Origin of the sequence: Rhodocyclus purpureus, assembly GCF_016653115.1 — a bacterium.
Taxonomy (GTDB): domain Bacteria; phylum Pseudomonadota; class Gammaproteobacteria; order Burkholderiales; family Rhodocyclaceae; genus Rhodocyclus; species Rhodocyclus purpureus.
This window is the reverse complement of sequence record NZ_NHRX01000066.1, coordinates 84,472-107,811: the sequence shown is the minus strand read 5'-3', so window position 1 is coordinate 107,811 and position 23,340 is coordinate 84,472. Positions and strand designations below refer to the sequence as shown.

The window sequence follows — 23,340 nt, the reverse complement described above, 5'->3', positions numbered from 1 at the left end:
GGTGGCGCGTGATGATGTTGATGACGCCGAGGAAGGAATTGGCGCCGTAGCTCGCCGCATTCGGGCCGCGCACGACTTCGACGCGCTCGATGTCGTCGAGCGTGAGCGGGATGTTGCTCCAGATCGGCCCGCCGAACAGTGGCGTATACACCGACCGCCCGTCGATCAGGATCTGCATCCGCTTGGCTTAGGGATCGGTCATTCCGTGGTAGCTGACGACGTGACCGGGAACGACTTCCTTGTCGACGTTGTAGGCGACGTACATTCCCGGAACGAGGCGAAACAGGTCGGCGACATCCCAGGCGCCGGAATCGCGGATCATCTCCTGGTCGATGATCGTCATCGACGCCGGGGTATCGGCAAGCGACTGGCGCATTCGCGTCGCCGACACGACCGCCGGCAGTTCGCCGAGGAAATCGTCCTCGGACAGGGCTTCCTCGGCCGACGCCGGCAGCACGCAAGCAGCGCCGAATAGCGGAACCAGAAGCCGAGCGAACGGCAAGCGCAGCTTGCTTCGGGCACGCGGGCGGGAGCTTGGGTAAAGAGGAAATCTTTTTGGCATGATACCCATCCATCTGGTTCGAGTTTTTCATGCGATTATCCCCGCCTTGCGCAGCAGGCAACAAGAAAGATCGCGAGTATCCCGGCAGGGGATGCGCAGGACAAGCGCTTGGACGATCGTCTGCCGCGTCCACCATCGACGCGCAGCCCCGCGTGGCGGCGGCGGTGGCCACGAACGGGCGTCGGTCGCGGCCCCGTTCGGGCCTGCCGGCCCTCCCACGAGGACGCTGCGCAACGCGCGCGCTCCCACGGGAAGCCTCCCGGCCGGGTTGCCGCGTGCATCGGCGCGGCGAGCGTTTTCGGCTACCATTCCGGGACCGGCCGCTGCGGCCCATCGAGGCGAAAGACCATGCCTGGCGAACAACACCCTGCCCTGCCCCTCCTGGATATCGAGCAGTTGCGCACGCTCGAGCGGGCCGCCGCCGACCAGCCCCTGATGCAGCGGGCGGGAGCGGCGGCTGCCGAACTGGCGGCGACCCTGTGCGCCGCCGGCGACGAGGTGCTCGTCCTCGCCGGCCCCGGTGCCAACGGCGGCGATGCCTTCGTCACCGCCTCCGGGCTCTCCGAACGCGGCTTCGCCCCCTCCGTGGTCTTCATCGGCGACGCCGGGCGCCTGTCGGGCGAAGCGGCGGCTGCCTACCGGCGCTGGATCGATGGCGGTGGCAGGACGCTCGGGGAAATTCCCGACGGCAGACGCTGGTCGCTGATCATCGACGGGCTGTTCGGCATCGGACTCGCGCGTCCGCTCGCCGGTCGCGCCGCCGAACTCGTGGCCGCCGCCAACGCGCTCGCCGCGCGCGAGCGCTGCCCGCTGCTCGCGCTCGACTGCCCGAGCGGCCTCGACGCGGCGACGGGCGTCGTCGGCGGTCCCGCGATCGAGGCCAGCCATACCTTGAGCTTCATCGCCGCCAAGCCCGGGCTGTTCACCGGCGACGGCCCCGACCATTGCGGCGCGATCAGCATCGACGCGCTCGGACTCGACGACGAGGTAGCCGCCCTGGCGCGCGGCTACCTCCTCTCCCGGTCCTTCTTCGCCGGGCAACTGCGACCGCGCGCGCGCAACACGCACAAGGGCTCCTACGGCAACGCCGGCATCGTCGGTGGCGCTCCGGGAATGGTCGGCGCCGCACTGCTCGCGGGACGCGCAGCGCTCAGGATGGGCGCGGGAAAAGTCCTGGTCGGGATGCTCGACGCCAACGCGCCAGCCGTCGATGGCGGACAGCCGGAACTGATGCTGCGCGCGCCCGCAACGCTGCTCGGCGGCGTCGACGCGCTGCTCTGCGGGCCGGGCCTCGGCAGCAGCGACACCGCGCGCGCCCTGCTGGCCGAGGCGCTGGGCTTGCCGCAGCCGCTGCTGCTCGACGCCGACGCGCTCAACCTCGTCGCCGCCGACCCGGCCCTGCGGGAGGCGCTGGCGGCACGCAGCGCGCCCGGCCTGCTCACACCGCACCCGGCCGAAGCGGCCAGGCTGCTCGGCACGACCGTCGCCGCCGTGCAGGCCGACCGCGTCGCCGCCGCCCGGGAACTCGCCCGCCGCTACGGCGCGGCCGTCGTGCTCAAGGGCTGCGGTAGCGTCGTCGCGCTCGCCGACGGGCGCTGGTTCATCAATACCAGCGGCAACCCGGGAATGGCCAGCGCCGGCATGGGCGACGTGCTCTCAGGAATGATCGTCGCGCTGCTCGCCCAGGGCTGGCCGGCAGAACAGGCACTGGCAGGCGCCGTCCACCTGCACGGTGCCGCCGCAGATGCGCTGGTGCAGGCCGGCATCGGCCCGATCGGCATGAGTGCGGGCGAGACGATCGACGCCGCGCGCCGCTTGCTCAACGCGTGGTGCGCCGAAGCAGCCGACCAGGCGTAGCAGCCCCGGCAACTTCGCCATGGCAGCGCCGGTGTACAATCGGACGCTGGCGCGACGATGACGCCGCTGACGAACGACTCGAGAACACGATGAACACCACCCCGCCCGAATCCACCATCGCCGCCCGCCCCGCCCTGCCCGCGGACTCCGAAATCGACGCCAACGTCGCCGCCGCGCTCGCCGAAGACGTCGGCGCCGGCGACCTGACCGCCGACCTCGTCGCCGCCGACACGATCAGCCGCGCCCGCGTCATCTCGCGCGAGGCGGCGGTGCTCTGCGGCAGCGCCTGGTTCGAGCGCTGCTTCGCGCGCATCGACCCGCGCGTGAGCGTGCGCTGGCAGGCCGCCGACGGCGATCGCGTCGAACCGGGACAGACCCTGTGCGAGATCGAGGGGCCCGCACGCGCGCTGCTCACCGGCGAACGCAGCGCACTCAACTTCCTGCAGTTGCTGTCCGGGGTGGCGACGCGCACGCGCGAATTCGTCGATACGGTCGCCGCGGTTCCCGGTTCGCGCGCACAGATCGTAGACACGCGCAAGACGGTCCCCGGACTTCGCCTGGCGCAGAAGTACGCGGTCGCCTGCGGCGGCGGCGGCAACCACCGGCTCGGCCTGCACGACGCGATCCTGATCAAGGAAAACCACATCGCCGCCGCCGGCGGCATCAGCGCGGCGATGGCGGCGGCACGCGCGGTCGCCGCTGCTGCCGGTGCGCGCTGCAAGTTCATCCAGGTCGAGGTCGAGAACCTCGACGAGTTGCGTGAAGCACTCGCCGCGGGGGCGAAGATGATCCTGCTCGACAACATGGACAACGCGACCATGCGTCAAGCCGTCGACATCGGCGCCGGCCGCGCCATCCTCGAAGCTTCCGGTGGCGTCAATCTCGACACCGTCGCCGGCATCGCCGCCACCGGCGTCGACCGCATCTCGATCGGCTCGCTGACCAAGGACGTGCGCGCGCTCGACCTGTCGATGCGCATCCTCTGAAATTACGGACGCCGGCCTTGGGAGGGCCGGCAGGCCCGACGAGAGCTTACGTCATTGCGAGGCGCGCAGCGCCGTGGCAATCCAGTTCGTTTTCTGTCTCGACGCCCTTCAAGACGCGAGCCCCACGCACTGGATCGCCACGCCCTGCGGGCTCGCGATGACGGTTACGGTCTCAGCCCCTCTCCATGCACTCCCGGCACCGCCGTCATTGCGAGGCACGCAGCGCCGTGGCAATCCAGTTCGTTCTTCTGTCTCGACGCCCTTCACGACGCGAGCCCTACGCACTGGATCGCCACGCCCTGCGGGCTCGCGATGACGTTTACGGTCTCAGCCCATCTCCATGCACTCCCGGCACCGCCGTCATTACGAGGCGCGCAGCGCCAGGGGGCAAAACCGCCGTCATTGCGAGGCGCGCAGCGCCGTGGCAACACCGCCGTCATTGCGAGGCGCGCAGCGCCGTGGCAATCCAGTTCGTTCTCTGTCTCGACGCCCTTCACGACGCGAGCCCCACGTACTGGATCGCCACGCCCTGCGGGCTCGCGATGACGGTTACGCTCTCAGCCCATCTCCATGCACTCCCGGCACCGCCGTCATTACGAGGCGCGCAGCGCCAGGGGGCAAAACCGCCGTCATTGCGAGGCGCGCAGCGCCGTGGCAATCCAGTTCGTTTTCTGTCTCGGCGCCCTTCACGACGCGAGCCCCACGTACTGGATCGCCACGCCCTGCGGGCTCGCGATGACGGTTACGGTCTCAGCCCCTCTCCATGCACTCCCGGCACCGCCGTTCATTGCGAGGCACGCAGCGCCGTGGCAACAGCGCCGTCATTGCGAGGCGCGCAGCGCCGTGGCAATCCAGTTCGTTTTCTGTCTCGACGCCCTTCACGACGCGAGCCCCACGTACTGGATCGCCACGCCCTGCGGGCTCGCGATGACGTGAAATAACGTCCCCGAAACTTATTACGCCTCGACGTGGCGGGCGACGAAGTCCTTGACCGCCTGGACGTCGACGTCGAGGGTCTCGACGCGTTGCGGCAACTGCTCGATGCCGACCAGCGCGCGCGGACGCTCGGGGAGGCGGCCGAAGGCTTCGAAGATGGTCGCTTCGAACTTGGCCGGCTGCGCCGTCTCGAGCACGATCATCGGCACGCCGGCTTCGCGGAATTCGGCGGCAACCTTGAGGCCGTCGGCCGTGTGCGGGTCGACGACGACGCCGTACTGCTCGAAGGTGTCGCGGATCGTCGCCAGGCGGTTGGCGTGCGTGCTGCTGCCGGAGACGAAGCCGAATCCGGGGATGCGCGCGAAGTAGTCGGTCGCGGCGAGGTCGAAACCGCGACCGGCGTCGACTTCGGCCCACAGCTTGCGCACCACCGCCGGGTCGCGGCCGACCAGGTCGTAGACGAAGCGTTCGAAGTTCGACGCCTTGGAGATGTCCATCGACGGGCTCGAGGTGGCGTGCGTGTCGGCAGCCGAACGCGGGCGGTAGGCGCCTGAGTGGAAGAACTCGTCGAGCACGTCGTTCTCGTTGGTCGCCAGCACCAGGCGGGCGATCGGCAGCCCCATCTGGCGCGCGATGTGGCCGGCGCAGATGTTGCCGAAGTTGCCCGAAGGCACCGCGAAGGCAACCTTTTCGTCGTTGCTCTGCGTGGCCGCGAAGTAACCCTTGAAGTAATAGACGATCTGCGCGACGACGCGCGCCCAGTTGATCGAATTCACCGCGCCGATGCGGTACTTCGCCTTGAACCCGGCGTCGTTGGAGACCGCCTTGACGATGTCCTGCGCGTCGTCGAAGGTGCCGCGCACGGCGATGTTATGGATGTTCTCGTCCTGCAGCGAGTACATCTGCGCGCGCTGGAAGTCGCTCATGCGCCCGGCCGGCGAGAGCATGAAGACGCGCACGCCCTTCTTGCCGCGCATCGCGTACTCGGCGGCCGAGCCGGTGTCGCCGGAGGTGGCGCCGAGGATGTTGATCTCCTCGCCGCGCTTGGCGAGCACGTACTCGAACAGCGCGCCGAGCAACTGCATCGCCATGTCCTTGAACGCCAGGGTCGGGCCGTTCGAGAGTTCGAGGATACCCAACCCCGGTTCCAGCCAGCGCAGCGGCGTGATCTCGGCAGCGTCGCCGCCGCCACGCACGTAGGCGTAGGTTTCGGCAGTGTAGGTGCGCTTGACCAGCGCCTTCAGGTCGTCCGCAGGAATATCGTCGATGAACTTCGACAGCACGGCGAAGGCGAGGTCGGCGTAGGACAGGCCGCGCCAGGCGTCGAGTTCGGCGCGCGTGACCTGCGGGTAGGACTCGGGCAGGTAGAGCCCGCCGTCCGGCGCGAGGCCGCCGAGCAGGATGTCACAGAAGGATTTGGAGGAAGCAGCGTCCGACGAGGCGGCACGGGTCGACAGGTAGCGCATGGCAGGGCCGGGCGGAATGATGGAAGCTGCGAAGTCTAGCACGGACGACCGTCGGCGAAGCCTTGCCCGCCGCCGCTGACGCAGGGAAACGCGGCTGCAAACGCGCGTAAACGACAAAGCCGGCACGAGGCCGGCTTCTTTCGGCAAGCGGGTCGGAGACCCGCTCAGCGCAGCAATATATTGCTGCTTACTTCTTTTCTTCGGCCGGGGCAGCAGCCGGAGCAGCAGCTTCAGCAGCCTTCGCTTCTTCAGCAGCCTTTTCTTCGGTCGCAGCCGGCGCCGGAGCAGCTTCAGCCGGGGCAGCAGCGGGAGCCGGAGCAGCGGGCGCTTCGGCGGGCTTCTTGTCGCAAGCGGAAACGGCAACAGCGGCGAGCAGGGCGGCAATCAGGAGGGAGTTCTTCATTTTTGAATCCTTATGGACAAAAGTTGGACCAACAACCGGTCATTTTTTGGGCCGGCTCGACCGGCGGGGGCGCCGATCAGCGCGCAATCCTACTCCGCTTCGCAAAGGACGGCTAGTGATTGACGCGATGCAGCATGTCACGAAGATGACCCTGTTGGCAATACTTCGGCAGGGCGCGGGCTTATTGGCGTTGTTAATGATTGTAAATCACGGCGCATGGCCTCCATTACCTTGAAAAACCGCTGCCGCTCGCTACAATCCGCGCTTTGCCGCAGGAATGATCATGCCGACCGGAATCATCGAATCGCTCGACCACGAAGCTCGCGGGATCGCGCGGCTCGATGGCAAGACGATCTTCATCGAGGGCGCACTGCCCGGCGAACTCGTCGAGTTCGAAGCGCACCGCAAGAAACCGACCTACGAGGTCGCCCGCCTGACACGCGTGCTCAAGCCCTCGGCCAACCGCGTCACGCCGCGTTGCCCGCACTTCGGCGTCTGCGGCGGCTGCAGCATGCAGCATGTCGACATGGCGGCGCAGGTCGCCGCCAAGCAGCGCGTTCTCGAAGACAACCTGCACTTCCTCGGCAAGACCGAAGCCGAGCAGCTGTTCCCGGCGATCTACGGCAGCCAGTGGGGCTACCGCCACCGCGGCCGGCTGTCGGTGCGCAAGGTGGTGAAGAAAGGCGGCGTCCTGGTCGGCTTCCACGAGCGCAAGAGCAGCTACGTCGCCGAGATGGCGCAGTGCCCGAACCTGCCGCCGAAACTGTCGGCGCTGATCATGCCGCTGCGCGCGCTGGTCGGCCAGCTGTCGATCGCCGAGCGCCTGCCGCAGATCGAGTTCGCGGTCGGCGAACACGTCACCGTCCTCGTCCTGCGCGTGCTCGAAGCGCCGACTCCGGCCGACGAGGTGCTGCTGCGCGAATTCGCCGACCTGCACGGCATCGTCTTCTACCTGCAGCCGAAGGGCCCGGCGTCCGCCTATCGTTTCCATCCGCTCGACGCAGCGCCCCTCTCCTACACGCTGCCCGAATTCGGCATCGAGCACTTCTTCGCGCCGACCGAATTCACGCAGGTCAACCATGCGATCAACCGCGTGCTGGTGCGGCGTGCGCTGCGCCTGCTCGACGTGCAGCCAGGAGAACGCATCGCCGACCTCTTCTGCGGGCTCGGCAACTTCACGCTGCCGATCGCGCGCTGCGGCGCCGAGGTCGTCGGTATCGAAGGCAGCGCCGAGCTGGTCCGTCGCGCGGGCGAGAACGCCGCGGACAACGGGCTCGCCGACAGGACGCAGTTCGCGGTGGCCAACCTGTTCGAGGCGACGCCCGAGTCGATCGCCGCGCTCGGCCGCTTCGACAAGATGCTGATCGACCCGCCGCGCGAAGGCGCGGTCGAGGTGGTGAAGTCGCTCGCCGACGACGGACCCTCGAGGATCGTCTATATCTCGTGCAACCCGTCGACGCTCGCACGCGACGCGGCGATCCTCACCCACCAGAAGGGCTACCGCCTGCGCGGCGCCGGCGTCGTGAACATGTTCCCGAACACCTCGCACGTCGAATCGATCGCGCTGTTCGAGCGCGGCTGAACGTCCTGTTGCACCTGAACGCTGCGGCCGCGGCCGCAGCGCCGCCGAGTTCCCCGTGAAAGAGCAGACCCTCGACTTCCTGCGCCGCTTCTATCCGCTGGCGGCTTTCCTCGGCGGCTTCATCTGGGACGCGCTGACACTCGGCCGCAAGGTGCAGACGGCCGACTTCTGGAAGCTCGGCGCCTACCTGCTCGCCGCCGGCCTGCTTGCGCTGTGGCTGGCACGCCGCGAGGCGCTGCAGGTGGTGGCGCCGGAACCGGGTACGAAACTGCGCGAACGGGTCGCCGGGCTGGCCTGGCAGGCGCCCTATCTCGCGCTGCAGTTCCTGTTCGGCGGCATCTTCTCGGCGCTCTTCATCCTCTATTTCAAGAGCTCCGGCCACCTCGGCACCTGGCTGATGACGCTCTTCCTCGGCGCGCTCCTGGTCGGCAACGAATTCGTCGGCAAGCGCTACGGCGAGCGCTTCACGCTGACTTGGGCGATGCTCGCGCTCAACGCCATCCTGCTCTGCAATTTCGTCCTGCCGCACGCGCTCGGCAGCCTCGATCCGCTCTGGTTCTACGTATCGACCATCGCCGGACTCCTCCTCGCCCACCTGACCTGGTGGCTGGCGCCGGGGCGACCGGGGTCGATCTGGCCGTCCTGGGGGATGACGAGCGTGCTCCTGCTCGCCTGGAACCTCGGCATGATCGCACCGGTACCGCTGGTCATGCGCGACCTCGCCGTCGGTCACGGCCTGACCATCGAGGGCGGTCGCCCCGACCTGCTGGTGGAACGCCCCCCCTTCTGGCAATTCTGGCGCGACGCGTCGACCACCGTCCATGTCGCCGCGGGCGACAAGCTCTACGGCGTGTCGGCGGTGTTCGCGCCGAAAGGCGTCACGGCCGCGCTCGAACACCGCTGGGAATTCCTCGACAAGGGCCGCTGGCGCGCGGTCGCGCACAGCCGCTTCCAGTCGACCGGCGGCCGCGCCGGCGGCTTCCGTGGCCATTCCTGGGTCCTCGACCCGCAGCCGGGAAGCTGGCGACTGGTGGTCGGGACCCAGGACGGGCGCACGATCGGCACGCTCAAGCTCGAGGTCGAGCGCGGCACCGTCGCGCCTGAAGACCTGGTCGTGCGCAGCTTCAACTGAAGCCGCCCGGCCCGCAGCCTCTAGCCTGAGGCGGCGTTACGTGATTTCATAACGGATTTTTCACGGGAAACAGTGCAATGGATTGGACCAAGAAGCAGCTGATCATCTTCCTGTTGCTGCCGATGGCCGTGATCATCGGCTGGGCAGCGACCGTCAGCACCGTCTGGACCGGCCTCTTCTTCGCCGTGACCTACGCGATCTTCGCGGTCATGGTGAAGTACGTGCTCTTCGACACCTGACAAAATTCGGGATACCCCAAAAGCAAAAAGCCAACCTTGCGGTTGGCTTTTTGCTTGAAGACTTCTTGGCGCGCCCGGAGCGATTCGAACGCCCGACCCCTTGGTTCGTAGCCAAGTACTCTATCCAACTGAGCTACGGGCGCGCTGCCTCTGTCGGACGATTTCGTCGGTGACAGAGGGCAGGATTATAGCCCATCGGCAGCGGCTGTCAAGCAAGATCAAGAGTGCAAGATACGGGACGCGCAAAAGCAGAAAGCCAACCTTGCGGTTGGCTTTCTGCTTGAAGACTTCTTGGCGCGCCCGGAGCGATTCGAACGCCCGACCCCTTGGTTCGTAGCCAAGTACTCTATCCAACTGAGCTACGGGCGCGCTGCCATCTGAATTGCTGCTCGAACTGTCGTTCGCGCTGCGTCAGAAGCTGCGCATTATAGAGAAGACTGCCGGGGAGCGCAAGCCCCTGCCTGCGGCGAATCTCGCCGCAGGCACCGCGGGCGATCAGGCGGCGAGCATGTCCTTCAGGTCTTCCTCGACCGAGCCGATCAGCTTCAGGCCGAACTGCTGGTTGAGGATGCCGACCAGGTTCGGCGTCAGGAAGCCGGGAGCGGTCGGGCCGACGCGGATGTCCTTGATGCCGAGCGAGAGCAGCGTCAGCAGGATCACGATTGCCTTCTGCTCGAACCACGACAGCACCAGCGATAGCGGCAGGTCATTGACGCCGCACTCGAAGGCGTCCGCCAGCGCCAGCGCGAGCTGGATCGCCGAGTAGGCGTCGTTGCACTGGCCGATGTCCAAGAGACGCGGGATGCCGTTGATGTCGCCGAACTCGAGCGTGTTGAAGCGGAACTTGCCGCAGGCGAGCGTCAGGATCAGCGAGTCCTTCGGCACGGCCTGTGCCATCTCGGTGTAGTAGCTGCGCTCGTCACGGATGCCGTCGCAGCCGCCGATCAGGAAGAAGTGCTTGATGTTGCCGGCCTTGACCTGCTCGATCACCGCCGGTGCCGCGCCCATCAGCGCGTTGCGCGCAAAGCCCGTGGTCGTATAGACCGGCTCGGCATCGGCGGTGAAGCCGGGCTGCGCCAGCGCGGCTTCGATCACCGGCGTGAAGTCGTTGTCGGCGAGGTGCGTGACACCCGGCCAGCCGACGATGCTGCGCGTGAAGATGCGCGCAGTGTAGTCGCCGACCTTCGGGTCGATGATGCAGTTCGAGGTCATGACGATGCTGCCCGGGAACGCGGCGAACTCGCTCTGCTGGTTCTGCCAGGCGGTGCCGTAGTTGCCGACCAGGTGCTTGTACTTCTTGAACGCGGGGTAGGCGTGCGCCGGCAGCATTTCGCCGTGCGTGTAGACGTTGATGCCGCGGCCCTCGGTCTGCTGCAGGATCAGTTCGAGATCGTGGTAGTCGTGGCCGGAGACGAGGATCGCCTGGCCCTTGATCGGCTGCGTGTTGACGCGGGTCGGTTCGGGATGGCCGAAGGTGTCGGTCTCACCCTTGTCGAGCATCTGCATGATGCGGTAGTTGAGCTGGCCGATGTCCATCGAGCACTGGAAGAGCTGGCCGACATCGGTCGGGTTGGTCGCCAGCCAGGCCATGATCTCGTGGAATTTCCCCGCCACCTCGGCGTCGGTCTGGCCGAGGACGCGCGCGTGTTCCATGTACGCGGCGGCACCCTTGAGGCCGTAGAGGGAGAGGAGACGCAGGCCGATCACGTCCTCGCCGACTTCGGCCTTCTGCAGGTTGAAGCGGAACTGCAGGGCGTCGGAGAGCATCACCACCTTGGCGTCGGGCAACTGGTAGTGGGCGGCGGCCGGCAGCGTTTCCGGGGTGATGCCCTGCTCGGCGCAGGCTGCTGCATAGCGCGCCTTGAGCTGGTTGCGATAGCCTTCGGCGCGGCGGCTGAAGTCGATGATGCGCTCGGCGTCGAAATTGACGTTGGTCAGCGTCGAGAAGAAGGCCTGCGGCACGTAGGCGTCGATCTCGGCATCGACGATGCCGACCTTGCGCGCGGCGACGGCGTAGGTCGACACGGCCTGCAGCAGGTGCACGAGCATGTCCTGGAGGTCCGAAACCTCACCAGTCTTGCCGCACTTGCCGTTGTTGAAGCTGCAGCCGGCGACGCCCTTGACGTTGCGGGTGGTCTGTTCACATTGCACACAAAACATGATGCTTCCTTGCTGGTTGGATTGAGGACACCAACTCAATAGCGAGGACCGTGCCAGGAGTGCAAGCGATTGATTTAAAAACCACTCTCTCCGCCCAAGAAGCAAACCATGTCAAATTGACTCCAGGCCATCCGGAGTCAATTCGACTCATTCGGCGTCGGATTGACTCCGAAAAGCAAGCCAGCGGCTTGCCGCGGCGTGAACTCAGATTCCCAGCCGCCGTGCGAGTCGCTGCAGGTTGGCGCGGTCTAGCCCGAGACGCCGGGCGGCCTGCGTCCAGTTGTTCGTGCATTCGGCCAAGGCCGCAGCGATCAGGCGGCGCTGGTAGTCGTCAACCGCCTCGCGCAGACCGCCGCCCGGCAGCGCGAGCGGGCTGGCGCCGGCCTCCGCGCTCCCCGCAACGCTCTCCCCGGCTGGCACGGGCTCGACCGCTGCGCTGACCGACTCGGCCGGCAAGGCCAGATCGTCGGGACGCAGCAGCACCCGCTCCGGGTCGCGCTGCGCAGCCTTCAGGCTGGCGCGCAGCAGCAGGTGCTCCAACTCGCGCACGTTGCCCGGCCAGTCGTAGGCAGCGAGCGCGGCGAGCGTCTGCGGATGCAGGTCGATGCGCCCGATGCCGAGCTTGTGCCGCGCCGCATCGACGAAATAGCCGGCGAGCACCGGCAGGTCCTCGCGATGCTCGCGCAGCGGCGGCACCGCGATCGGATAGACGCGCAGGCGGTGGTAGAGGTCGCTACGGAAACGCCCCGCCTCGACCTCGTGCAGCAGGTCACGGTTGGTCGCGGCGATGATGCGCACGTCGACGCGGATCACCTCGTCGGCGCCGACACGCTGGATCTCGCCCTGCTGCAGTGCGCGCAGCAGCTTGGCCTGCAGGCCGAGCGGCAGTTCGCCGATCTCGTCGAGGAACAGCGTCCCGCCGTGCGCCAGCTCGAACTTGCCGGCGCGGTCGGCCGTGGCGCCGGTGAACGCCCCCTTGCGGTGCCCGAACAGTTCGCTCTCGGCCAGCGACTCGGGAAGCGCCGCGCAATTCACCTGGACCAGCGCCTGTTCGCTGCGTGCCGACTGCGCGTGCACGGTACGCGCGACCAGTTCCTTGCCGGTCCCTGTTTCGCCGGTGATCAGCACCGCCAGGTCGGTCGCCGCGACCATCGCAATCTCGCGGCGCAGCTCGCGCATAGAGCGGCTGTTGCCGATCAGGTCACCCTCGCGGCGCAGCGCCTCCTGCATCAGGTCGCGGGCGATCGCGCGCTGGCGCTCGCTGGCCTGTTCGAGCGCGCGGATCAGCGCGACGTTGCGCAGGGTTGCCGCCGCCAGCGCGGCGAAGGCGGCCACCGTCGAGTCTTCGAGACGAGCGAACGCATTCTGGTCGAGCGCGTCGAGGGTGAGCACGCCGACGAGTTCGCGATCGACATGCAGGCTGCAGCCGAGGCAGGCATGCACCGGCATCTCGTGTTCGGGATCGCTGGCAAGCAGCCGGTCGAACGGGTCGGGCAAGTCGCAGTCGGCGGGGAAACGCACCGGGTCGGACGAGGCCAGGATCGCCGCCAGCCGCGGATGCGCTTTCGGGTCGAAGCGCCTGCCCATCAGGTCGGGCGCCAGCCCCTGGCTGGCCATCGGCACCAGCGTGCCCTGGTCGAGGTGCAGCAGCGTGACCGCGTCGCAGGGCAGGACCGAACCGATCGCCGCGACCAGTCGCTGGAACTGGACCTCGCCCGGCATGGTGTTGGAGAGATCGACCGCAATCTGCCACAGCGCACGGTCGATGGCTTGCTGGAAACGCATGAAGCTCCCGATAAGCGAAAGGCGACCGGCAGCCTGGCGAATCGATGGCGCGGCCCGCGTCGCGCAGTTGCACACGCCATGCCGACGCCGGATTCGCTGGCCGGTCGATGATCATTTCTTCCGGTAAATGGCGCAGCAGCATAGCATTCCCCTTTCGTGTGACGAAAAGTTTCTCTACGATGCCGCTTTTTGCAGAACAGGCTGCTACGCTAGATCTCAATGAAAAACACCAAGCCGCAAAAACTGATCGAATTCAAGGGCAGCACGGTCCCCGTGATCATCATCACCGTGCGCAGCCTGGAGGCACAGGCGCTGCGCGACGAGGCGCAGAAGATCTTCGGTGACAGCGATTTTTTTGACGGCGACGCTGGCCTGATCGACCTCTCCCAGGTCGGCGACGCGGAGCGAGCCGACTGGAAAGTCATCCGGGAATGCTTCGCGGGCAAGGGTCTTAAGCTGATCGGCGTCCGCGGCGGCAGCGAGTCGCTCCAGAAATCGGCACTGGCCGCGCATCTCGCGGTCTTCCCGAGCGACGCGCGCGCGCGCAGCGAGTCGCCGGCAGTCGCGGATGAGGAAGAGGCCGTCCCTGCCGCAGCGCCCGCCAGCAGCGTCGCGGCGCCCGTAACTGCTCCCGCCGCGAGCGCGAGCGAACCCCCGCTCGCGGCAGCCGTTCCCGCGGCCAGGACGACGATGGTGGTCGATCGCCCCTTGCGCTCGGGCCAGCGCGTTTATGCGCGCGGTGGCGACCTCGTCGTCCTCGCCGCGGTCAACGCCGGTTCCGAGGTCATCGCCGACGGCAACATTCATGTTTACGCGCCGCTGCGCGGACGTGCGCTCGCCGGCGCCAGTGGCGACCACGACGCGCGCATCTTCAGCACGCGCTTCGAGCCCGAGCTGATCTCGGTCGCCGGTGTTTATCGCACCTTCGAGACGGGGGTTCCCGAGCAACTGGCCGGACAGGCCGTACACGTCAGCCTGGACGCCGACGGCAACAGTCTGCTGCTGGAGACCATGAAGCTTGATTGAACGTAAGCCGCATTGCGAGTTAAAGTTCGCTTCATATTCAATATCTGTTTTTTACATCGGAGAACAATTCCGTGATGCGCATCATCGTTGTGACCTCGGGCAAGGGCGGCGTCGGCAAGACCACCACCAGCGCCAGTTTTGCAACTGGCCTCGCCCTGCGCGGCTTCAAGACCGCCGTGATCGACTTTGACGTGGGTCTACGCAATCTCGACCTGATCATGGGCTGCGAGCGGCGCGTCGTCTATGACCTCGTCAACGTACTGCACAACGAAGCCAACCTCAGCCAGGCGCTGATCAAGGACAAGCATTGCGAGAACCTGTTCGTGCTGCCTGCCTCGCAGACGCGCGACAAGGACGCGCTCACCGAAGAGGGTGTCGAGGGGGTGCTCAAGGAACTCGAACAGATGGGCTTCGAGTACGTGGTCTGCGACTCCCCCGCCGGCATCGAGCGTGGCGCGGTGATGGCCCTGACCTTCGCCGACGAGGCGCTCGTCGTCTCCAACCCGGAAGTCGCCTCGGTGCGCGACTCCGACCGCATCCTCGGCATCCTCCAGGCGAAATCCCGGCGCGCCAGGGAAGGCGGCGAGCCGGTCAAGGAACACCTGCTGATCACCCGCTACTCGCCGAAGCGGGTGACCGACGGCGAAATGATGTCGTACAAGGACATCGAGGAAATCCTGCGCGTGCCGATGATCGGCGTCATTCCCGAGTCGGACGTGGTCCTGCAAGCCTCCAACCAGGGCACGCCGGTGATCCACGAGAGCGGCACCGACGTCGCCGAAGCTTACAAGGACGTGGTCGCCCGTTTCCTGGGCGAAGACCTTCCCTTGCGTTTCGTCGACTACGAGAAACCCGGACTGTTCAAGCGCCTGTTCGGAGGGAAGTAGGCCATGTCCCTCTTTTCACTGATTTTCGGTAACAAGCCCAAAAGCGCCCCGATCGCCAAGGAGCGCCTGCAACTGATCATCGCCCACGAACGCGCCGAGCAGACCAGCGCGCCCGATTTCCTGCCGGCCCTGCAGCAGGAGTTGCTGGCGGTGATTTCCAAATACGTCTCGGTCAACGCCGACGACATCAAGGTGGCACGCGAGAAGAAGGGCAACTTCGAAGTGCTCGAAGTGAACATCGTGCTCCCGGAGCACGAAAGGCCGCGCTGATCGACACTCCGGCCAGAACGGAAGGGTTTTCAGGAAAGGGGACGGCCAACGTCCCCTTTTTTTGCGAGCCCGCTGCCGGAAATGTCCGACCTCGTGAAGAGCGAAGCCGGCGGAGACGATCTGTTACATCTCGCGGTCGGCGGCGACCTCGTTGGTGCGTTATCCGGACATGGATGCGCACAGTGAGCGCACAAACGAGGAGCGCATGAAAAAGTTCGTCAATTCCGTCCTGGCCACCGTGCTGATCGCCGTCAGCAGCAGCGCCGTCGCCGGCCCCTACGGCCACCCGATGCGCCACGGCCACATGCACGGACACATGTACGGAAATGCGTACAGACACCACCACGGCGGCGGCAACTGGGTCGCCCCGCTGGTGCTGCTCGGTGTCGGTGCTGCGGCAGCGAGCGCCTGGGCGGTGCAGCGACCCGCACCGCCGCCGGTGTATGCCACCCCGACGCCACCGCCACTGCCGATGTGGTACTACTGCCGCTCGGCAGGGGCCTACCACCCCTGGGCGCAGGTCTGCCCAGAGGGCTGGGAACCGGTCCCGGCGCGCCCCTAGCCCTGGCGCGCTCCGGCTGCGTGCCGCCGGTTCAAGCGGCCGGAATCGCGGAAGGGAAACGCCGGCGGAACCCTTCCGGAACGGCGGCCTTCCTGCGCAGCTGATAATCGAAGAAGACGATCCCGGTCTTGCCGCGGGCGACTTCGCGAGCGCTCTCCTTCTCGTGCAGCCGCCAGACAAGGTCGCAGCCGTGCTCGTGGAAGTCGCCGGCGCCCATGGAGACGACCATGAGCTCGCCGTGGAATGCCTCCGACCGATACTGCACGGCGGCATCGGCGACGACGATGCCGAGTCCATCGATGTCGAGTTCGCTGTAGCCGAGCGACTTGAAGAAGCGCATGCGCGCTTCGGAGACGAGCGCCAGCACCTGCGCGTTGTCGAGATGATTGCCGTAGTTGATGTGTCCGATCAGCAAGGGAATCTCGGTCGAGAACGGAAAGCTGTCGGGAAGTTCGATGCGGATGCGGGCCATGGTCGATGAGTCGCAAGGGGTGAATGAAGTGATCGTCGATGACATCGAGACGGTCCCGTATTCTATTTCGTTCAGGAAACGTGCTGTGAGTGCTGGATCCGGCAGGTGAGGCGTGCGCAATGTCCTCGCGGCCGGGTCCGCCGGCAGCGGCTGCTGCAATTGCAAGTGACTGAATGCACGAATAAGTCCGGGCCTGAGCGGACAGGCGCGGGAACGATGGATTGCCTTCGCAGCCGCGCGGGTGGAAACTTCGTCTGAGGACTTAAACAAACCCAGGGAGAAGTGCAATGACCCCCAATTCGGTGCATGACATCCGCAACCTCAACCTGCTCGGCCACGCCGGCAGCGGCAAGACCACCCTGGTCGAAGCGCTGCTCGCAGCGGCCGGCGCGATCGGTGCCCCCGGCAGCGTCGAACGCGGCGACACCGTCTCCGACTACGACCCGCAGGAAAAGGCCATGGGTCGTTCGCTGCACGCAGCGCTCGTCCATCTCGAATGGGCCGGCCACTGGATCAACCTGCTCGACACGCCCGGGCTGCCCGACCTTGCCGGTCGCGCGCTGGCGACCCTGCCGGCGGTCGACACGGCCGTGATCGTCGTCAACGCGATCGCCGGCGTCGAAAGCGGTACCCGGCGCATGATGGAGGCGGCAAAGGGCAAGTGCCGCATGATCGTCATCAACAAGATCGATGCCGAGGGCGTCGATTACGAGGCACTCCGTGACGGCATCGTCGCCGAGTTCGGTCGCGAATGCCTGCCCCTCAACCTGCCCTCCCCGGACGGCAGCAAGGTCGTCGACTGCTTCTTCGCACCGGACAACGGCGCGGCCACCGCCTTCTCCAGCGTCGCCAACGCTCACGACACGCTGGTTGACCAGATCGTCGAGCTCGACGAAGAGCTGATGGCGAAATACCTCGAACAGGGCGAGTCGCTCGACCCCGAGCAACTGCACGCACCGTTCGAGCAGGCGCTGCGCGAGGGGCACCTGATCCCGGTCTGTTTCGTTTCCGCGCGCACCGGCGCCGGCGTGCGCGAACTGCTCGACATCCTCGGCAAGCTCGCCCCCGACCCGACCGAGGGCAATCCTCCCGTCTTCCTGCAGGGAGAAGGCGCTGCCGCGACCCCGGTCGAAGTCACCCTCGACCCCGAACGCCATGTCGTCGGCCACGTCTTCCAGGTGACCAACGACCCCTACCGCGGCAAGCTCGGCCTGTTCCGCATCCACCAGGGGCAGGTGACGCCGGCATCGCAACTCTTCATCGGCGACCGGCGCAAGCCGTTCAAGGTCGCGCACCTCCTGCGCATGCAGGGGCGCAACTCGGTCGAGACCCCGCTTGCCGTTCCCGGCGACCTGTGCGCGGTCTCGCGCATCGACGAGATCGAGCGCGACGCGGTGCTGCACGACTCGCACGACGAGGATCATTTCCACCTGGCGCCGCAGTCCTATCCGCAGCCGGTCTTCGGCCTGGCGCTGATGACCAAGAAGCCGTCCGACGAGCAGAAGCTCTCGGAAGCGCTCGCGCGGCTCACCGACGAGGATCCCTGCCTCGAAGTCAGCTACGACGCGCGTAGCCGGAACACGGTCGTGCGCGGGCTCGGCGAGCAACACCTGAAGATCGTGCTCGAAGAACTCTCCAGCCGCTGGAACCTGCAACTCGACACCGCCAAACCCGCGATCCCCTACCGCGAGACGATCGCGACCGTCGCCGAAGCGCGCTACCGGCACAAGAAGCAGAGCGGCGGCGCCGGCCAGTTCGGCGAGGTCGCCCTGCGCGTCGAACCGCTCGAACGCGGCCTGGGCGTGCAACTCGCCGACGAGGTCAAGGGCGGCGCGATCCCCGGCAACTACATGCCGGCCGTCGAGAAGGGCGTGCGCCAGGCGCTCAGCGAAGGCGCCTTCGCCGGCTTCCCGATCCACGACCTGCGCGTGGTCGTCACCGACGGCAAGCACCACGACGTCGATTCGAACGAAGTCTCGTTCATCACCGCGGCGCGCCATGCGCTGGTCGACGCGGTGCTCGCGGCACGGCCGCAAGTGCTTGAGCCGATCCTCGACGTCAAGGTGAAGGTCGCCGACGCGGTGTTCGGCGAAGTGAGCGGGGAAATCTCGACCCGCCGCGGCCGGCTGACCAGCACCGACAGCCCGGCGCCGGGCTGGATGATCCTCTGCGCACGCGTGCCGATGGCGGAAATGGACGGCTTCGAAGCCCGGCTGAAGGCGATCTGCGCCGGCGAGAGCGAATTCGTGCTTGAAGCAGGGGGCTACGAACTCGCACCGCAGGAGGTGCAAAACGAACTGTCGCGCAACTTCACGCGCGCGACAGCAAACGGCGACTGACAGTGGCCGGGAAATGACCGCAGCCTGAAGGCAGCGGTCGCAGGGCGGCAGCGGGACGGGCCAGCGGCCCGTCCCCTCGCGCCGCCCGGTCGAGCCGGAGGCCCTGGCCGCCGCCCGCGCCGCGATTGCGCCGTACGGGGGCGGCTGGCATCATGAATCCTCCGCTTCGCACACCGAACGCCGTGGACATCACCCAGATCAGCGAGACCCTGCGCGAGGACGCGGTCACCGTCGTCTTCGTGAACGTCCTCCTGCAGCAGATCGGCCTGCCGGTACCGGCCGTGCCGACCCTGTTGCTGGCCGGCAGCCTGGCAGCGACCCCGGGCAGCCTCGGCAAGATGCTGGCGGCGGCCATCGTCGCCTCGGTGCTTGCCGACTGGGTCTGGTACGGCTCCGGCAAGGTGTTCGGTTACCGCGTGCTCGCCGGTCTGTGCAAGCTCTCGATCAACCCCTCGTCCTGCGTCAGTCAGACGGAGGCGCGCTTCATCCGCTGGGGGGTGTGGTCGCTGGTGCTCGCCAAGTTCATCCCCGGCTTCTCGACCGTGGCACCTCCGATCGCCGGCGCCTTGCGCATGAACCAGCCGCTCTTCCTGCTGGCTGCCGGTATCGGCTCCGGTCTCTGGGCCGCGCTCGCGCTCGGCAGCGGCTGGCTGCTGCAGGATGCCGTGCTCGCGGCCATCGCTGAACTCGAGCGCCACGCCGCTCGCGCCTTGCTGCTGCTCCTCGTCCTCGCCGGCACCTGGCTGTGCTGGAAACTCTGGCAGAAATACCGCTTCCGGAAATTCTGCGCGGTCCCGCACATCACGCCCGCTGAACTGATGACGGCACTGGTCAGCGAGGCGCCGCCGCTCGTCCTCGATCTGCGTGGCGCGACGATGATCGCCGCGACCGGCCCCATCGTCGGCGCGAAAGTGGCCGAGCATGATTTCCTGGAAGATGCGGTCGGCGACTGGCCGAAGGAGCGCGCGATCGTGACCCTCTGCGCCTGTCCCGAGGATGCCGGTGCCGTGCAGGCTGCCCGCAAGCTGCTCAACGCCGGCTATCTGTCGGTGAAGCCGCTCAAGGGCGGCTACGAGGCCTGGCTCGCGGCTCAGGAGAGAAACGAGTGAGGCACCCGATCATGGAAGCCCGTTCAGTGTCAGCGAAGGAGAGATGTCATGGATGAATTCATGCAGGCAGCGATCGCCGAAGCACGCCTTGGCCTCGCCGAAGGCGGCATCCCGATCGGTTCGGTGATCGTCCACGAGGGTCGCATCATCGGCCGCGGCCACAACCGCCGCGTGCAGCGGGGCAGTGCCATCCTGCACGGGGAGATGGACGCATTCGAGAACGCCGGTCGGCAGCCCGCCAGCGTCTATCGCAATGCGGTGCTATACACCACCTTGTCGCCCTGTGCGATGTGCAGCGGCGCCATCCTGCTTTACGGCATCCCGAAGGTCGTGATCGGCGAGAACCACAGTTTCCTCGGAGAAGAAGAGCTGTTGCGCGCGCGTGGCGTCGAACTGACGGTCCTGCAGGACGAAACCTGCATCGCGCTGATGCGCGGCTTCATCGCCGCCAGACCCGAACTCTGGAACGAGGATATCGGCGTCTAGGTTTCACCCCCGGTCTTCGCCATCACCACGAGTGCATGGAATCACTTGTACTCTAACTTGTACAGGAATCGGGAATTTGTCATCGCCATTCCCGCCGTCGACCTGCTCGATGGCGTGGTTCATGGGATGTGCGACGGAACCTTCATCGTCGACGGGCGCAGGACCGAGCAGAAGAAAATGATGGGGCGAACTCCAGTCGTGAGCCCTCCTTGGCCCACCGACTCGAGTCGTCCAAGTTCTGCCGGCTCTGTCTGGCCCGGCCGTGACTTCTGCTGGAATGCGGAACGCCTGCCCCCTGCGCGTACGGGCAGCAGAAGTCGCAATCTGGAACTATGCTTGTCATGACAGGTGACTCCACAGGACGTCGCGGCTGCGCTTGCGGCATTCATCGCCTGCCTGACGAGTTGATCAAGCCCGAGCCGAACGTTGCCCCGGGGTGGCTTCCCGGAAGCAACATGTCGGAATCTTTACCCTCTGGCATGCGAGGAGATTTTGATGAAGAAGACACTGCTCACCCTGTCGATCGCAGCCTGTGCCAGCCTCGTACCGCTGGCTGGGCAAGCACAGACCAGCGCACCGAGTGCATCAACACAGCCCGACGCGCAGGCGTTCGACAAGCAACTGGCCGAGGTCCAGGCCAACATGAAGCTCATGCAGGAGCAGATGCTGCGCATCCGCCAAACCCAGGACCCGCAGGAGCGCCAAAAGCTTCTGCAGGAACACTGGGCAACGATGCAGTCGTCGATGACGGCGATGCATGGAATGTGGGGCCCGGGAATGATGGGCTGCTGCGGCGGGCCCGGACACGGGATGATGGGCGGCCCCGGGATGATGGGCGGGCCGGGCATGCGTCACTACTATGGGAAGCTCACCCCGGACCAGTTGAAGCAACGCCAGTACATGACCGATCAGTATATCGGCATGCAGCAGATGATGATGGACCACATGATGCAGCACCAGCAATGGATGCTCCCGCAGCCGCCATCCGCCCCCGGCAAGTAAGAACTAGAGGGAGACTCATGGTACTTTGCCAGCCTGTCGCCAGCGAACCGCACTGGGGGAAATATGGCTTTCTGGCAGTAGTGGCGGAGACAGAGGGCCGAAGGCAGTACGCCCGTCGCTGGCGCAGAAGCTCAGCCCGGAAGAGCGGCAGACCATTCTGGAGGCCTGCTGTGAGCCGCGCTTTGCCGATCTGCCGCCGAGCCAGATCGCCCGGCTTCCCCTCATCACGCAAAAACGAAAACGCCCCCGGTTCGAGCAGTTCCTGAATACAGAAGGAACCACAGATGAACCGGAGGCGTCAGTGAACTTACCAAAAGAGTAAGAGTGAATTAATCGATCACTCATTCCTGGTGATGTGGAATGTTATGCAACGGCAAGAGCAAGGATAGAAACCAGCGTCACCAGACGCCTCTTTCAAAAGGCCCGCTCCATGCGGAATTCTTTTGCGCGAACGGCAAAAGATGAGGAGCGGGCTGCCATTTCTGGCATGATGAGATTGTCTAATTCATCATCACTTTGCCCGCTCAAATGAATCCTATCCGACCTGTCGAGATCATGCAACGCTGGAAAACGGTTCAGCACGAGTTGCTGCCGGAGCTGATACGGCAACTTGATACGTTGACGCCGAAACTGGAGAAGGTCATCGTCTGATTGTATCCGCATCGGCTATCAACTGGCCATTCAGTATTCCGTTCTTACCAGCGAACCAAAGCCTACACCTAAAACGATACCTGCCTGCACGGTGCGCTGTTCCACAAAAATGATTACGCTGAGGCGTCAGGCTGCGAGGTCGTAATTACCGGGTGCAGTTGGAACACTTGCCGATCCGGCCGTGATCTTCCAGCTTCCCGCTTCTTTTTTCAGACCGAAGGCGTAGCGCAGCATGAGTTGCTCAGCTTTGCCGCCAGTTTCATAGCGGATCGGTAACTCGACCATTGCGATAGCGATTTCCTCGCCAGCCTGAATGTAAAACTTACGAGCTTCGCCCCAGCCAATCTTGTCCATGTTGGCGAAATCGCGTTCAAAGCCTGCCTGGATTTCCTGCCGGCTTGTGAACACCTCATCAAGATTGGTGCCAAAAGCTATCACCGCTGACGATTCCGCAAAACAGGACAGGCATGCGCCGACATCCTTACGGGCATAGCACTCAAGGAACGCCATCACGGCGTCACGGACTAACTGATCATTTGATCTCATGATGAGTAGATTGCCTTTAGTAGGTTATTTCGATTCTTGGGAGCCTCTTGCAAAAGGCCCTCTTCACGCGGAATTTTTTGCGCGAACGGCAAAAAATTAGGAGCGGGTAGCCATTTCTGGCATGACGAAATTCTCTAAGTCATCCTCACATCACCCCCTTCAAATGAATCCCATCCGACCTGTCGAGATCATGCAGCGCTGGAAAACGATTCAGCACGAGCTGCTGCCGGACCTGATGCGGCAACTTGATACATTGACGCGGAAACATTAGGAATGTCATCCATATCCCCGATATGGAACGGGTGCCGAATTCGTGGTGTCAGTCCTCCATACGGGAGATTGTATGCTCGGTAATGTCTTTTGGATAGATGCAAGATGCACTTGCCTTAGCAAGGGGCAGCAAAACACATCGAGAATCCCAATCGGCATAAATTGACGACCCGACTCATCGGAAAGACACCGGCTCATCGCCAATATCAACGGGACTCGATCAAGATCAAAGAGGGAAGATCATCCGTTCTCAAGAAACCAGATGAACGGGAATGGTTGCACTTTCACGTAGGGACGTCCGGAAACGCCAGGATGCGCTGTCGAAGCCCACCACCAACACTCTTCATCAAAGCAATTCTGGAGCGATTGGGAAGGCTTCAGATCAACCTCCTATTCTTCACCCCTCGGGGATGGTGGAGTGGCCTTGCAACGGCCCGAAGTCGCGTCCTCGGGCAAATCCGTGACGTACGTGATCGTCCATCAACTTGGAAGCACAGCCCTCGCTTCTGCCACAGGAAAGTCGTTGGTGACGGTGCTCGCTGCCGCTGGTGCACCATGGAACGGAGGACGATCGAGGCGAGAGTTGGTCGGCATCCGGAGAATGCGGACCAA

At 65.4% G+C, this 23,340-nt stretch carries 20 protein-coding genes, 2 tRNA genes and 2 pseudogenes; 14 read left to right on the top strand and 10 right to left on the bottom strand.

Features of this window, described 5'->3' with window-relative positions:
• Nucleotides 1-34: 34 nt before the first annotated feature.
• Nucleotides 35-376: pseudogene (locus tag CCR84_RS16825) on the bottom strand (TonB-dependent receptor plug domain-containing protein); the annotation flags it as partial.
• A gap of 534 nt (nucleotides 377-910) precedes the next feature.
• Between CCR84_RS16825 and CCR84_RS14635 the strand changes: the two are divergent.
• Both CCR84_RS14635 and nadC read left to right on the top strand, forming a co-directional pair.
• Nucleotides 911-2,419, top strand: coding sequence for an NAD(P)H-hydrate dehydratase (locus CCR84_RS14635; protein ID WP_201213764.1), 1,509 nt, complete (start codon nucleotides 911-913; stop codon nucleotides 2,417-2,419).
• A gap of 89 nt (nucleotides 2,420-2,508) precedes the next feature.
• Nucleotides 2,509-3,405: a carboxylating nicotinate-nucleotide diphosphorylase gene (gene nadC / locus CCR84_RS14630; protein WP_201213763.1), complete on the top strand. Its 897-nt coding sequence runs from the start codon at nucleotides 2,509-2,511 to the stop codon at nucleotides 3,403-3,405.
• A 956-nt stretch (nucleotides 3,406-4,361) separates the two neighbouring features.
• Here the strand turns inward: nadC and thrC are convergent.
• Both thrC and CCR84_RS14620 read right to left on the bottom strand, forming a co-directional pair.
• Nucleotides 4,362-5,807, bottom strand: coding sequence for a threonine synthase (gene thrC / locus CCR84_RS14625; RefSeq protein WP_201213762.1), 1,446 nt, complete (start codon nucleotides 5,805-5,807; stop codon nucleotides 4,362-4,364).
• Nucleotides 5,808-5,994: 187 nt separating this feature from the next.
• Nucleotides 5,995-6,210 (bottom strand): hypothetical protein, encoded by a 216-nt coding sequence (locus CCR84_RS14620; protein ID WP_201213761.1) that lies wholly within the window; start codon nucleotides 6,208-6,210, stop codon nucleotides 5,995-5,997.
• Between the two features lie 283 nt (nucleotides 6,211-6,493).
• On the opposite strand from CCR84_RS14620, the gene rlmD reads away from it, so the two are divergent.
• From rlmD to CCR84_RS14605, 3 genes are all read left to right on the top strand, one after another.
• The gene (gene rlmD, locus CCR84_RS14615; RefSeq protein WP_201213760.1) at nucleotides 6,494-7,792 is read left to right on the top strand and encodes a 23S rRNA (uracil(1939)-C(5))-methyltransferase RlmD; all 1,299 of its coding nucleotides are present in this window, start codon (nucleotides 6,494-6,496) and stop codon (nucleotides 7,790-7,792) included.
• 55 nt (nucleotides 7,793-7,847) lie between these two features.
• Nucleotides 7,848-8,924 carry a DUF2914 domain-containing protein gene (locus tag CCR84_RS16820; protein ID WP_201213758.1) on the top strand — a complete coding sequence of 359 codons (1,077 nt, stop codon included), beginning with the start codon at nucleotides 7,848-7,850 and terminating at the stop codon, nucleotides 8,922-8,924.
• A gap of 77 nt (nucleotides 8,925-9,001) precedes the next feature.
• Nucleotides 9,002-9,163 carry a hypothetical protein gene (locus CCR84_RS14605; RefSeq protein WP_201213757.1) on the top strand — a complete coding sequence of 54 codons (162 nt, stop codon included), beginning with the start codon at nucleotides 9,002-9,004 and terminating at the stop codon, nucleotides 9,161-9,163.
• 66 nt (nucleotides 9,164-9,229) lie between these two features.
• Here CCR84_RS14605 and CCR84_RS14600 read toward each other — a convergent pair.
• The 4 genes from CCR84_RS14600 to norR form a co-directional block, all read right to left on the bottom strand.
• Nucleotides 9,230-9,306, bottom strand: a tRNA-Arg gene (locus CCR84_RS14600).
• A 149-nt stretch (nucleotides 9,307-9,455) separates the two neighbouring features.
• Nucleotides 9,456-9,532: transfer RNA gene (locus tag CCR84_RS14595), tRNA-Arg, on the bottom strand.
• Between the two features lie 126 nt (nucleotides 9,533-9,658).
• Nucleotides 9,659-11,323 (bottom strand): hydroxylamine reductase, encoded by a 1,665-nt coding sequence (hcp, locus tag CCR84_RS14590; protein WP_201213756.1) that lies wholly within the window; start codon nucleotides 11,321-11,323, stop codon nucleotides 9,659-9,661.
• Nucleotides 11,324-11,527: 204 nt separating this feature from the next.
• Complete coding sequence (gene norR, locus CCR84_RS14585) at nucleotides 11,528-13,108, bottom strand: nitric oxide reductase transcriptional regulator NorR (RefSeq protein ID WP_201213755.1); 1,581 nt, start codon at nucleotides 13,106-13,108, stop codon at nucleotides 11,528-11,530.
• A gap of 219 nt (nucleotides 13,109-13,327) precedes the next feature.
• Here norR and minC point away from each other — a divergent pair, with 219 nt between their 5' ends.
• From minC to CCR84_RS14565, 4 genes are all read left to right on the top strand, one after another.
• A complete protein-coding gene (gene minC / locus CCR84_RS14580) occupies nucleotides 13,328-14,134 on the top strand; it encodes a septum site-determining protein MinC (RefSeq protein ID WP_201213754.1) in 807 nt (268 codons plus the stop codon).
• 74 nt (nucleotides 14,135-14,208) lie between these two features.
• Nucleotides 14,209-15,021 carry a septum site-determining protein MinD gene (gene minD, locus CCR84_RS14575; RefSeq protein ID WP_207186298.1) on the top strand — a complete coding sequence of 271 codons (813 nt, stop codon included), beginning with the start codon at nucleotides 14,209-14,211 and terminating at the stop codon, nucleotides 15,019-15,021.
• Nucleotides 15,022-15,024: 3 nt separating this feature from the next.
• Nucleotides 15,025-15,291: a cell division topological specificity factor MinE gene (gene minE, locus CCR84_RS14570; RefSeq protein ID WP_201213750.1), complete on the top strand. Its 267-nt coding sequence runs from the start codon at nucleotides 15,025-15,027 to the stop codon at nucleotides 15,289-15,291.
• A 205-nt stretch (nucleotides 15,292-15,496) separates the two neighbouring features.
• Nucleotides 15,497-15,853: a hypothetical protein gene (locus CCR84_RS14565; RefSeq protein WP_201213749.1), complete on the top strand. Its 357-nt coding sequence runs from the start codon at nucleotides 15,497-15,499 to the stop codon at nucleotides 15,851-15,853.
• A 31-nt stretch (nucleotides 15,854-15,884) separates the two neighbouring features.
• Here CCR84_RS14565 and CCR84_RS14560 read toward each other — a convergent pair whose 3' ends face one another.
• On the bottom strand, nucleotides 15,885-16,325 hold the full coding sequence (locus CCR84_RS14560) for an acyl-CoA thioesterase (RefSeq protein ID WP_201213880.1): 441 nt from the start codon (nucleotides 16,323-16,325) through the stop codon (nucleotides 15,885-15,887).
• Between the two features lie 287 nt (nucleotides 16,326-16,612).
• Between CCR84_RS14560 and fusA the strand changes: the two genes are divergently transcribed.
• The 4 genes from fusA (at nucleotide 16,613) to CCR84_RS14540 (ending at nucleotide 21,261) form a co-directional block, all read left to right on the top strand.
• The gene (fusA, locus tag CCR84_RS14555; RefSeq protein ID WP_201213747.1) at nucleotides 16,613-18,664 is read left to right on the top strand and encodes an elongation factor G; all 2,052 of its coding nucleotides are present in this window, start codon (nucleotides 16,613-16,615) and stop codon (nucleotides 18,662-18,664) included.
• 152 nt (nucleotides 18,665-18,816) lie between these two features.
• Nucleotides 18,817-19,773 carry a VTT domain-containing protein gene (locus CCR84_RS14550; protein ID WP_207186297.1) on the top strand — a complete coding sequence of 319 codons (957 nt, stop codon included), beginning with the start codon at nucleotides 18,817-18,819 and terminating at the stop codon, nucleotides 19,771-19,773.
• A 48-nt stretch (nucleotides 19,774-19,821) separates the two neighbouring features.
• A complete protein-coding gene (locus tag CCR84_RS14545; RefSeq protein WP_201213746.1) occupies nucleotides 19,822-20,259 on the top strand; it encodes a nucleoside deaminase in 438 nt (145 codons plus the stop codon).
• Between the two features lie 495 nt (nucleotides 20,260-20,754).
• Nucleotides 20,755-21,261, top strand: a complete 507-nt coding sequence (locus CCR84_RS14540) for a hypothetical protein (RefSeq protein ID WP_201213744.1) — start codon at nucleotides 20,755-20,757, stop codon at nucleotides 21,259-21,261.
• A 414-nt stretch (nucleotides 21,262-21,675) separates the two neighbouring features.
• Here the strand turns inward: CCR84_RS14540 and CCR84_RS14535 are convergent, their stop codons facing one another.
• A complete protein-coding gene (locus CCR84_RS14535; RefSeq protein ID WP_201213742.1) occupies nucleotides 21,676-21,843 on the bottom strand; it encodes a hypothetical protein in 168 nt (55 codons plus the stop codon).
• Between CCR84_RS14535 and CCR84_RS16605 the strand changes: the two are divergent.
• Nucleotides 21,790-21,906, top strand: a pseudogene (locus CCR84_RS16605) (IS1182-like element ISCARN109 family transposase); the annotation flags it as partial. The gene CCR84_RS14535 and the pseudogene CCR84_RS16605 sit on opposite strands and share 54 nt — an antisense overlap.
• Nucleotides 21,907-22,038: 132 nt before the next feature.
• On the opposite strand, the gene CCR84_RS14530 reads toward CCR84_RS16605, so the two are convergent.
• Nucleotides 22,039-22,458, bottom strand: a complete 420-nt coding sequence (locus tag CCR84_RS14530) for a nuclear transport factor 2 family protein (protein ID WP_201213741.1) — start codon at nucleotides 22,456-22,458, stop codon at nucleotides 22,039-22,041.
• Between the last annotated feature and the right edge of the window lie 882 nt (nucleotides 22,459-23,340).